Below are 10,049 nucleotides of genomic sequence, written 5' to 3' on the forward strand. Positions count from 1 at the left end.
GAGCAGGGGCACCGCCGCGCCGTCAGGGTTTGATGAGTGACCGGATCGGGCCAAGCACGATCCGCTTCCCCTCCCGAATCTCGTAGAGGTAGACCGTGGCCCCCTCCACCTCGCCGTTCTTACGGAACCGGATCTGCTTGGTGACGCCGGGGATGTTCACCGAACCGAACGCCGCCGCCACCGACTCCCGGGTGGCCCCGGTACCGATCTTGCGGAGCACCTCGATGATCGCGTTGGTGGCGTCGTACGCCTCGCCGGAGTACGTGCCTGGCCGGGTCCCGCTGTTGACCGTCCGGTATTCGGCGACGAACCCCGCCGCCGCCGGATCGCTGTTCGGATCCCCGCAGGCGCAGGTGAGCAGCGTGCCCTCGGCGTTGCCGACACCGGCCTCCCGGATGAGCTGATCGTCGTTCGCCCCGTCCCCGCTGACGATCTTGCCGGTGAAGCCCTTGCTGCGCAGCGTCTTGGCCAGCAGGGCGAGCTCCGAGTAGTAGCCGGAGTAGTAGAGCACGTCCGGCCGCTCTGCAATGATCTTCGTGGCCTCGGAGGTGTAGTCCTTCGTCGGGTTGATGCCGTCGTGGACGACCTTGACGTCGTGGTCGCCCAGCGCCTGCTCGAGCGCACCGGACAGGCCGGTGCCGTACTCGCTGCGGTCATCGAGCGAGTAGACCTTCGTCGCCTTCAGCACTTTGGTCAGGTACTCGGCCGCGGCCGCGCCCTGGACCGTGTCTGGGGCGATCACCCGGTAGAAGGTGAGGAAGCCGAGGTCGGTGAGGGCCGGGTTGGTCGCCGACGGGCTCACCGACAGCAGGCCTGCCTGGCTGTACAGCGGCTCGCTCGACTTCGTCGGCCCGGAGAAGACCGGACCGACGACGGCGAGGACGCCCGGGTTGTCGAGAAGTTTCTGCGCGGCGGTCGGGCCCTGATCGGGGTTGCCCTGGTCGTCCGATGCCACCAGCCGCAGCCGGAACGGCAGGTCCTCGCGCCGGTTGGCCAGATCGACGGCGGTCAGCACCCCGTCGTAGGCGTTGATGCCCAGCTGCTGGTTGTCGCCGGACAGCGGCCCCTGGAAGCCGATGACGAACTCCTTCTTCGCGACCTCAGCGGTGGATCCGCCGCATCCGCCGAGCACGGACACGGCCGCCAGCACCCCCGCGGCTCCGAGCACCGCCCATCGCCGTCCAGGACCGCTCATCGGACTTGCGGCGTGGAGACCCCGCCGCTCCCGGCGGGGAGGAAACGCCGCCCCATCTTGCCCATTGGTTGACGTCCTTGTCGTAGAATTGAGGCATGTCCCGTTACCGGCTTTATCCGACCGCCGAGCAGGCGGCTGCGATGGAAGTTCATTGCGGGCATGCGCGGTATGTGTGGAATCTTGCGGTGGAACACAGTCGTGGTGGAATCCGCGCCATGGACCGGCGCCGGGGTACCACGAGTAGTCTCGGCAGTTGATCGAAGAACGCCGGGACAATCCGTGGCTGGCGGCCGGGTCGCAGACCATTCAGCAGCAGGCGTTGCGGGATTTCGCCACGGCGATGGCGAACTTCTTCCGGAGCACCTCGCTGCTGGTGTCGGCACCCGGGGCGCCGGAGTCCGCCGAAAACGTCGCCGCGGCAATCAAGTAACGGATCGGCGACTTGTCATGACGGAACCTAGCCCGCAATACCGACCAGGGAAAGCTCTTAGTGAGCGTGTCGTAGCCTTCGGTGGTTTTCTGGGGTGGGTGCGGATGTGGGCGGCCGCGAACCGCGACCGGTCACCGCTGAATGGTCACCGAGGCGCGGCCAGCGGCCACGAGGAACCGACCGGCGGGGTCAGGTCCAGGTCGTCAGGGCAACAAAACGGCCACCGAGCACGGTGTAGAGCACAACGCTCGGTGTGCGGGTGTCCCCCCAGCGGTCAAAGCCGACGGGGCCGGTGACGCCGGCGAACGAGCCGCGCCCGATGGCGGCGACGACGTCATGCCGGGCGGCCACGTCGACGGCCGGGCGGCCGGGCAACACCACCGCCGCCGCCCGAATGATCGTCCGGGCGGCGTCGTAGGCATAGGCGGCCACCGCAGGAACGGCCTCAGCTCGACGCTGGGCGAGCTCGACAGTGGCATCATGGGCCGCCTGCTGTCGCTGCGCCGCGGCGGAGTCGACCGAAGCACGGGAATCGGCCGGGGCACGGGAATCGGCCGGGGCACGGGTGGCAGCCGGGGCATGGATGGCAGCCGGGGCACGGGTGGCGGCCCTCGGGGTGGCGTCGTCGCGGTGACGCTTGCCCGAGCTGGTGCTGCCAGCGCCGCTCGGAGTCGTGCTGCCGTCGTCGTCCTCCGGGCCGCCGAACCGCTCGGAGTAGTCGGCGACGAACGCACCGGCGGCCGGCAGCCCCGTCGGCGGGACGAGCAGGCTGGTGATCAGATCACCGTCTGCGGCGGACTTCGCGTCGTCGGTATACCGCTGTTGCAGCAGCGCGTCCGAGCCGATGACCTGGATCGACGCGCCCGTTGCGGCGAGGCGGGTGCGCAGCTTCCCGGCAAACGCCGCGCCGGTGGCGACGTAGACCAGGTCGGGGGCCTCCTGCTCGATCGCCTCCGCGATCGTGTCAAGATCGGACCCGTCGACGCCGTCCCCCTGGACCTGGTGCACCGCCGCGATCGTCGCCCCCAGCGCCGCGGCGCGCACCGCGAACCGGCCGCCAAGCGTCGTGCCGTAGCGAGGTTCCCCGTCGACGATGACGATGCGTCGGCGCCCGAGGGTCCGCACCGCGTACTCGGCCGCCACCCGTGCCTGCAGTTCGTCCGTTCCCGCGAGCCGGAAGTAGGACGGATAGGGACGGGTGCGCGGGTCGGCGCCGACGCCGGTGAGGGTCGGGTCGGCGTTGGACGGAGAGACGACCGGGATGCCCGCGGCGCTCAGCGTGGGCAGGGCGACTTTCGCGACGAGTGAGCTCAACGGCCCGACAACGCCGATCAGACGATCGTTGGCCACGAACGCGTCGGCGGCCTGGGCTCCCCCGTCCGGGCGGGACAGATCGTCGCGGGTGGACAGCTCCAGGCGCCAGCCCGGGATCGCCCCGGATTCGTTGGCCTCGTCGACCGCGAGCGCGACGGCGTTGCGCACACTAGTGCCGTCAGCGGACAGATCACCGGACAGCGGTGCCATGACGCCGAGGGCAGCCACCCGGGTCACGGGGGCGTTGGCGTCGCCGCCGCCGTCGTCGAGAGCGGTGGCCAGGACAAGGCCCAGCCCCGAGGGCACGGCCAGGATCAGGGCGACGATCGCGGCGAGGATCGCCCGGCCCCGACCGGTACGCCACCGCGCCCGGGTCCATTCCCCGATCCGGCGGGGGACCGTCGCGAGCGTCACACGCGCATGATCCACCCGGGCCGACCACCGCCGAGTGGGGCCCGGCGAAGGCGGAGCGGGCTCGGGGGAAGGCCCGGCAGTCGACTCGGCGGTGGGAGCCCGTTCGTCCGCCGGGACGGGCTCGGGTGCTCCGGGGGACGGCTGCGGCACGTCCTCGGGACCGGAGATCGGCGCTGATCCCGGCGGCGAGGCGTCGCTCACCCGGTCCCCGGCCGGCAGGTGGCCGGGGACGGCGCGAACAGGGACGTCACGAGCCTGGCAGCGCCTCGCCCGACAGCACGGCCTCGGCGACGGCACGCATCGTCCGGCGTTGGTTCATCGACGTCCGCTGGATCCAGCGGAAGGCATCCGGCTCGGTCATGCCGTGCTCGGTCTGTAGCACGCCCTTCGCCCGCTCAATGATCTTCCTTGCCTCAAGCCGGCCCTGCAGGTCCTCGACCTCGGCCTCCAGGCTCACGATCTCCGTGAACCGGCTCATCGCCATCTCGATCGTGGGCAGCAGGTCCTTCTTCTGGAACGGCTTGACCACGTAGGCCATGGCGCCGGCCTCGCGGGCCCGCTCGACCAGCTCCCGCTGGCTGAACGCGGTGAGGATGACCACGGGGGCGATGCGGTCCTTGGCGATCTTCGCGCCGGCCTCGATGCCGTCCATCCTGGGCATCTTCACGTCGAGGATGCACAGGTCGGGCCGGAGCTTGCCGGCGAGGTTGACGGCCATCTCGCCGTCGCCGGCCTCCCCGACGACCTCGTAGCCCTCCTCTTGCAGCATCTCCCTGAGGTCGAGCCGGATCAGCGCTTCGTCCTCGGCGATCAGAACCCGGCGCGGGTTCGAGGAGGGTTGGCTCATCGAGTCGTACTCCTGGTCTCGGAGGTGTGACCCTAGTGTGACAGGGCAGGGGAGTCAGATTGACATCCTGCCCGAGTAGAGGAGGGCGGGAGGTCGAAACGCACCCTACCCGGATAGAGTCGTGGACGAGACGTTCCGGACCGGATCGATCACGATCCTTACTGTCAGGTCCGCCCGGTCACCTCCGCAGCGGGCCCGCCCGCTCGACCACGCTCCACCCGCCGGCCCCGGTACTCCAACGGCAGAGAGACGGTGCTCAAACCACCGACAGTGTGGGTTCGAATCCCACCCGGGGTACACGCGATGTAGTCATACGAATACGAATCATACCGATCCGCAGGTGGTCGCCCATGCAGGACACCCCGCGGAGTTGACCTGTAACCTTCGGTCAAACTCAGAGGTCAGCTCTGCCACCTGCCTCGAACGTAGAACCCTCGATCGGCTGTGGGTTCGCATCCGGGTTCTTCCAGCCTCCCGCGCATCAAGTCCCCTCCGGCAGGTACGACGCCCGTCTCACCAGCGGCCCCGCCAAGCGGACCGGCCCCCCTCCCGCTGCCCTTCTCCGCCGCAGACCGGGCCTGATCCTCAGCCGCCCACACAAGCAACTCACGAACCGCTCCGGCCAACCGTGTCCGCAGTCGCTCTGCCTCGGAGCCGACACGCAGAACCTGGAAGCGAAACGTCCACCCGACACAACGCGCACCACCACCACCATGGAAACCATCCCACCCCACCCGAACCATATGCATCCACACGTCCGGATCACAGCCGAGATCACAAACGGCTGACCTGCGGTGTGAGGTTCGGGTCCTGCCGGGTAGGACGCGGAACGTGGCAGCTCACTCACCCGCGGTGCTGGCCTCGGCGGCTCAGCCCAGTATGCACGTAGACGCACTGGGGTCTGGTCCGAGGCAATGCAGCGGAGGTCGTACGTCGGCCGGGCGTAGGCCGACCCCTCTGGCGTCAATCGCGGAGCGGTTCGAGCTGGCGCGGCCGTTCGGTGGTGGCCGCCAGCGAGCGGGTCTGGTGGCCACCACCGGGTGGTCCTCACGGTTGCGGTCGAGGCCCGTTCAGTGGGCTTCGGCGGGCACGCGGGCCGTTGAGGGGCTGGTCGTGGTGGTCGAGCGGCGAGCGGTGACGATCGAGGCGACGATGAGCCACAGTGGCAGGAGCAGGTAGACGGCGAACGCGAGCGGGCCGAGGACACCGACGACGCCCAGGACAATAGTGCCGATGGCGAACCACTTCGGCAGGGTGGCGGTACGCAGGCCGCCCAGGCCGAGGCCCCAGAACGCGGCGACTAGGCCGACCAGGGCCGGCAACCAGCCGATCATGGTGAGTTGCCCGAGCGCGTCGGTGGCGGCGGCGTCGTGGGCCTTCGCTGCGTTGACCAGTGCGATCTGGGAGATCCCGAGGAGGCTGAAGCCGGCGGCGGCGATCAGGAGGCCACCGTGCGCGACGGAGGAGTAGGTCGATTCGCCGGCCTCGCCGGAGCGCAGGGACGTGCGGGCCTGGGCCGCGAAGAACAGCAGCATGAGGGCGCCGAGCAGGAGCGCGAAGCCTGCGACGTAGTTCCGCCCGGCCGCGTGGTCGACGAGCGTCACAGCGGTGGGGCGGGCCGGGTGGTCGGGGGTCTTACTGGCGATCAGCTGGACGCCCCACAGGATGCCGGCCAGGCCGCCGGTCCAGGGGAGGAATTTTTCGAACGGGGAGGCGGGCATGACCGGCTCCTTCTGTGCGGGATGCCGATGACCGTCATCGGCCGAGTGAGCGTGCGTGACCGGCCGGCCCGGGCGCCCGATTCGGGTGTCCCGGTAGACCCGGGAAAGGTTCCCGGGAACGCTGACATGAGGTCGGTGCGGCCCCAGACTGGCGGCGTGCAGCAGGTTCTGGTTTTTTTCGGTGCCGCGGTTCCCGTCGCGGTCGGCGTGCTGGTGCTGGTGCGGCAGCCTCGGCAGCGCATCGGCTGGCTGCTGGTGGCGCACGGCGTGTTCTTCGCCAGTCTGGCTTTCGACGGCACAGCCACCACTCATACCGGCCTGATCGTCGATCAGCTGACCCAGGGTTGGTGGGTTTTCCTTTTCCTCTTCCTGGTTCTGATCGCCTATCTGCTGCCGGACGGGCACGTGGCGAACCGGTTCTGGCGCCGCTGGGTCCGGATGGGGCTGGCCGGGGCGGTGCTATTCGTTGTCGGCGCAGCGGGTGACGCGTCGGGGTTCGCCGCCAGCCACCATGGGGCACGGCTTCCGGTCCCGTGGTTGCCGGAGACCCTCTCCGGGTTTGTCGGCGTCGTCGGGCTCGTGCTGGTGGTGCTGCTGTTCTTCGGCAGCGTCATCGCGGTATGGCGGCGTCTGCGCCGGGCGCAGGGAGACGACCGGCTCCAGCTGCTCTGGCTGGTGTGGGGTGCGCTCACCGTCCCCGTTGCGCTGCTGACCGGCTGGGTCAACCACTTCCTGCTCGGAGACGGACCGTTCTTCACTCCCGCCCTCGGTCTGGTGGCCATCGCTCTCCCGATCACCGTCGGCATCGCGATCCTGCGCCACCGGCTGTTCGATATCCAGCTCGTGCTCTCGCGTACGTTGACCTACCTGCTTCTCATCGTCGCGGTCCTCGCCGTCTACGCGCTCCTACTTTTCACCACCGACCGGCTCATCGGTAATCGCACCACGGGCGGGTTGCTGGCGGTGGGCGTCGTCGCGGTGGCCGTGCACCCGGCCTACTCGACCCTGCGGCGACGGATCGACCGGTGGGTCTACGGCCTGCGCTCCGACCCGCGCACGGCGATCCGGCTGGTGGCCGATCGCGCCGAGGCGGCCGACCCGGACCGGCTGGTCGCGGCCGTGACCGACGCCGTCGCCGCCGCGCTGCGGGTCGGCCGGGTCTGGGTCGAGATGACCGGACCCGAGCCGGACGCGGCGCTGCGAACGCCCATGGTTCACCGAGGCGAGCACGTCGGGTACCTCGCCCTCGAAGTCCCACCCGGGCGCGACCTCTCCCGGGCCGATCTGAACCTCTTCAAGGACCTGGCCCGCTACGCCGCGATCCTGGTCCGGTCCGAGCAGCTCAAAGACGAGCTCCGGGACTCACGCAGCCGGATCGTCGCCGGTCGCGAGGAGGAGCGACGCCGGCTGCGCCGGGACCTGCACGACGGTCTCGGGCCGTCCCTGGCTGCCATCGTGCTCAAGCTCAGCGCCACCCAGTCCCGGGCCGACGCCGAGGAGCGAAACTCTCTGGTCGCCGAGGCACGGGACGAGGTCAAGGCGACCATCACCGAGGTCCGTCGTCTCGTCGACGATTTACGCCCACCGGCGATCGATGAGGTCGGCCTCCTCGACGCGATCCGGCAGCGCGCCTCGGCCCTGTCCAGCCTGGTCACGTTCGAGGTCACCGCACCGGACGGGCTCACAGACCGGCTTCCTGCGCTCCCGGCCGCGGTCGAGGTCGCCGCCTTCCGGATCGCGTCCGAGGCGATGACCAACGTCGCCCGGCACTCCGGCGCCACCCGTTGCCTCGTCGCTGTCGAACTGAACGGGTCGTTCCAGCTGACCGTCTCCGACAACGGGCACGGCACCGGGGCAACCACCTCCCCAGGCGTCGGCTGGACCTCGATGCGCGAACGCGCCGCCGAACTCGGCGGCAGCTGCACGATCACCAGCCAGCCCCACGGCGGCCTGATCGTGCGCGCCGTACTACCGCTGACGGAAGTCCAGCCGGCGGCGGCCGACGCATGATCCAACTACTCATCGCCGACGACCACCCCGCCTACCGCCGCGGGCTGGAACTCATGCTGGCCCACACCTCCGACATCGACATCGTTGGTGAGGCTGACACCGGGACACGGGCCGTCGAGCTGGCCACGAAACTCACCCCAACCGTGATCCTCATGGATCTCCGCATGCCCGACCTCGACGGCATCGAGGCGACTCGCAGGCTCAACCGCGCCGGATCGACAGCCGCCGTCGTCGTTCTCACCATGTTCGAAGACGACGACTCGGTCTTCGCCGCGATGCGGGCCGGAGCGAGAGGCTACCTGCTCAAAGGCGCCGAGCAGGACGAAATCGAGCGGGCGATCCGGGCCGCCGCCGCCGGCGAGGCCATTTTCGGCCCACAGATCGCCCAGCGGGTCATCGCCCACTTCGCCAACGGCCCAGGATCGACCGCCGCCGCCTTCCCCGCCCTCACCGAACGCGAACGAGAAGTGCTCGAAATGGTCGCTGCGGGAAAAGGCAACGCCACTATCGCCCACGACCTGATGATCAGCCTCAAGACGGTGCGTAACCACGTATCCAACATTTTCACTAAATTGCAGGTCTCCGAACGTTCCCAGGCGATCGTGAAGGCCCGCGAAGCTGGCCTCGGCGGCGCCTGATCCACGCCGTGGGTATCACCGCCAACCAGTACGAGGCCGCCGCGAGGGCTCTGACCGACCTCCTTCCTGCCGCGGACGCGCGCCGCACATCCGAACCCACACCCGAACGACGCCACCCCACCGCCATCATGGCAAGCCGTGACCCGCGAGGATCGTGAGGCTCGATTCGGTTCGCTCGGCGACAGACAGCCCGCCCCCGGCAGCCCACCGGGCGTGCTCTACCGGCCCTTCCCCACGTCACAGATCTTGAATGGTCAGGGTCTATTTGATCACATCCGGTCTGTTCGGGTATGAGCTGACCGTGTTCTGGTCTTACCGCAGGCATGAGGTGGAGTGTTTCCGCTTTTGTGGACACCTTTTAGGCTGCCAGCTGGCTGATATGTCTGTAGCCTAGTTCGTATTCCTTGGGTGTCAAGTAGTCAAGGGTGGAATGGCGGCGTGTTGTGTTGAAGTAGTTTTCGATCCAGTCGGTTGTCTCTCTGTCAGGTCGGCCAGGGTGGGCCAGGGGCGGGTGTGGATCAGTTCTTTCTTGTAGGTCGCGAAGAAGGATTCCGAAACGGCGTTGTCGTAGCAGGTTCCGGTGCGGCCGGGGGAACGGCGGATGTTGTTCTTCTTGCAGAAGGCGTCGAAGGCACTGGAGGTGTACTGGCTGCCGCGGTCGGAGTGGAAGATGACGCCTGCCGGTGGCCGGCGGCGGGCGAGTGCCATGGCGAGGGCGTCGGTGACGAGGCTGGTGCGCATGTGGTCGGCGGCGGCCCAGCCCACGACCGCTCGGGAGTAGAGGTCGATCACGGTCGCGACGTAGGCCCAGCCGTCCCAGGTCCTGACGTAGGTGACGTCGCCGCACCAGCGGGTGTCGGGCGCCGTCGCGGTGAAGTCGCGGCCGATCAGGTCGGGTGCGGGCACGGGCCGGTCACCGCCGATCGTGGTGCGTTTCCACGCCTTGGGGTGGCGTCCTTGCAGGCCAGCGGCTCGCATGAGGCGCCATACCCGCTTGTGGGACAGGTGGTGGCCGGCGGCGGCCAGGCCGGCGCGGACGCGGCGGACACCGGGGTTCCCGCGGCCGTCGGCGCTGATGTTCCTGATCAGCGTGGTGGAGGTGGTGTCGTCGAGGGACCGCTGGCTGGGGGTGGCGCGGCACCAGGCGTAGTAGCCCGAGCGGGACACGCCGAGCTCGGCGCACATGAACGTGACGGGGAACTCGTCGGGGGCAGCCCAGTCCGCGATAGCAGCGAAAATCACTGGCGGGGTCAAATGGTCGTAGCGACGCCTCGATAGGATGATCGTGTTGGCGTCGAGGGGCTGGATGGTGGATGGGTCGGCGGGAGAAGTTGACGATCGAGGAGCGGGAGGTTATTTCCCGCGAGTTGGGCAAGAATCGTTCGGCGCGGTTCATCGCGAAGGCGCTCGGCAGGCATCACTCGGTGATTTCGAGGGAGATCGAGCGTAACGGCGGCGAGAATGTGTACCGGGCGGTGGA

8 protein-coding genes, 1 tRNA gene and 1 pseudogene are annotated in these 10,049 nt (G+C 69.0%); 5 read left to right on the forward strand and 5 right to left on the reverse strand.

All coding sequences use genetic code 11. From position 1 onward, the window contains the following. Nucleotides 1-22: 22 nt before the first annotated feature. Nucleotides 23-1,195 (reverse strand): branched-chain amino acid ABC transporter substrate-binding protein, encoded by a 1,173-nt coding sequence (locus tag NBZ85_RS21355; RefSeq protein WP_261557248.1) that lies wholly within the window; start codon nucleotides 1,193-1,195, stop codon nucleotides 23-25. Between the two features lie 95 nt (nucleotides 1,196-1,290). Here NBZ85_RS21355 and NBZ85_RS21360 point away from each other — a divergent pair. Then, a pseudogene (locus tag NBZ85_RS21360) lies at nucleotides 1,291-1,559 on the forward strand (helix-turn-helix domain-containing protein); the annotation flags it as partial. Nucleotides 1,560-1,814: 255 nt separating this feature from the next. On the opposite strand, the gene NBZ85_RS21365 reads toward NBZ85_RS21360, so the two are convergent. Both NBZ85_RS21365 and NBZ85_RS21370 read right to left on the reverse strand, forming a co-directional pair. After that, nucleotides 1,815-3,353, reverse strand: coding sequence for a branched-chain amino acid ABC transporter substrate-binding protein (locus NBZ85_RS21365; protein ID WP_261557246.1), 1,539 nt, complete (start codon nucleotides 3,351-3,353; stop codon nucleotides 1,815-1,817). 247 nt (nucleotides 3,354-3,600) lie between these two features. Then, nucleotides 3,601-4,200 carry an ANTAR domain-containing response regulator gene (locus NBZ85_RS21370; RefSeq protein WP_009399419.1) on the reverse strand — a complete coding sequence of 200 codons (600 nt, stop codon included), beginning with the start codon at nucleotides 4,198-4,200 and terminating at the stop codon, nucleotides 3,601-3,603. A 224-nt stretch (nucleotides 4,201-4,424) separates the two neighbouring features. Here NBZ85_RS21370 and NBZ85_RS21375 point away from each other — a divergent pair. Beyond that, nucleotides 4,425-4,497, forward strand: a tRNA-Leu gene (locus NBZ85_RS21375). Nucleotides 4,498-5,270: 773 nt separating this feature from the next. Here NBZ85_RS21375 and NBZ85_RS21380 read toward each other — a convergent pair. Next, a complete protein-coding gene (locus tag NBZ85_RS21380) occupies nucleotides 5,271-5,921 on the reverse strand; it encodes a hypothetical protein (protein WP_261557243.1) in 651 nt (216 codons plus the stop codon). Between the two features lie 135 nt (nucleotides 5,922-6,056). On the opposite strand from NBZ85_RS21380, the gene NBZ85_RS32755 reads away from it, so the two are divergent. Continuing rightward, a complete protein-coding gene (locus tag NBZ85_RS32755) occupies nucleotides 6,057-7,931 on the forward strand; it encodes a sensor histidine kinase (RefSeq protein ID WP_261557241.1) in 1,875 nt (624 codons plus the stop codon). Then, nucleotides 7,928-8,569: a response regulator gene (locus NBZ85_RS21390; protein ID WP_261557240.1), complete on the forward strand. Its 642-nt coding sequence runs from the start codon at nucleotides 7,928-7,930 to the stop codon at nucleotides 8,567-8,569. The genes NBZ85_RS32755 and NBZ85_RS21390 overlap by 4 nt, the downstream gene beginning before the upstream one ends. Before the next feature lie 411 nt (nucleotides 8,570-8,980). Here NBZ85_RS21390 and NBZ85_RS21395 read toward each other — a convergent pair whose 3' ends face one another. Next, the gene (locus NBZ85_RS21395; RefSeq protein ID WP_261562478.1) at nucleotides 8,981-9,823 is read right to left on the reverse strand and encodes an IS3 family transposase; all 843 of its coding nucleotides are present in this window, start codon (nucleotides 9,821-9,823) and stop codon (nucleotides 8,981-8,983) included. 59 nt (nucleotides 9,824-9,882) lie between these two features. On the opposite strand from NBZ85_RS21395, the gene NBZ85_RS21400 reads away from it, so the two are divergent. Beyond that, nucleotides 9,883-10,049: helix-turn-helix domain-containing protein (locus NBZ85_RS21400; RefSeq protein ID WP_261561665.1), on the forward strand; the 167-nt coding region annotated here is incomplete at its 3' end.

The organism is Frankia tisae (assembly GCF_025403405.1).
Lineage (GTDB): Bacteria > Actinomycetota > Actinomycetes > Frankiales > Frankiaceae > Frankia > Frankia tisai.

Excerpts from the sequence above, each read along its gene's own strand:
- NBZ85_RS21355 (WP_261557248.1), bottom strand. The coding sequence starts at position 1,195 with ATGAGCGGTCCTGGACGGCGATGGGCGGTGCTCGGAGCCGCGGGGGTG.
- NBZ85_RS21370 (WP_009399419.1), bottom strand. The coding sequence starts at position 4,200 with ATGAGCCAACCCTCCTCGAACCCGCGCCGGGTTCTGATCGCCGAGGAC.
- NBZ85_RS21380 (WP_261557243.1), bottom strand. The coding sequence starts at position 5,921 with ATGCCCGCCTCCCCGTTCGAAAAATTCCTCCCCTGGACCGGCGGCCTG.
- NBZ85_RS21390 (WP_261557240.1), top strand. The coding sequence starts at position 7,928 with ATGATCCAACTACTCATCGCCGACGACCACCCCGCCTACCGCCGCGGG.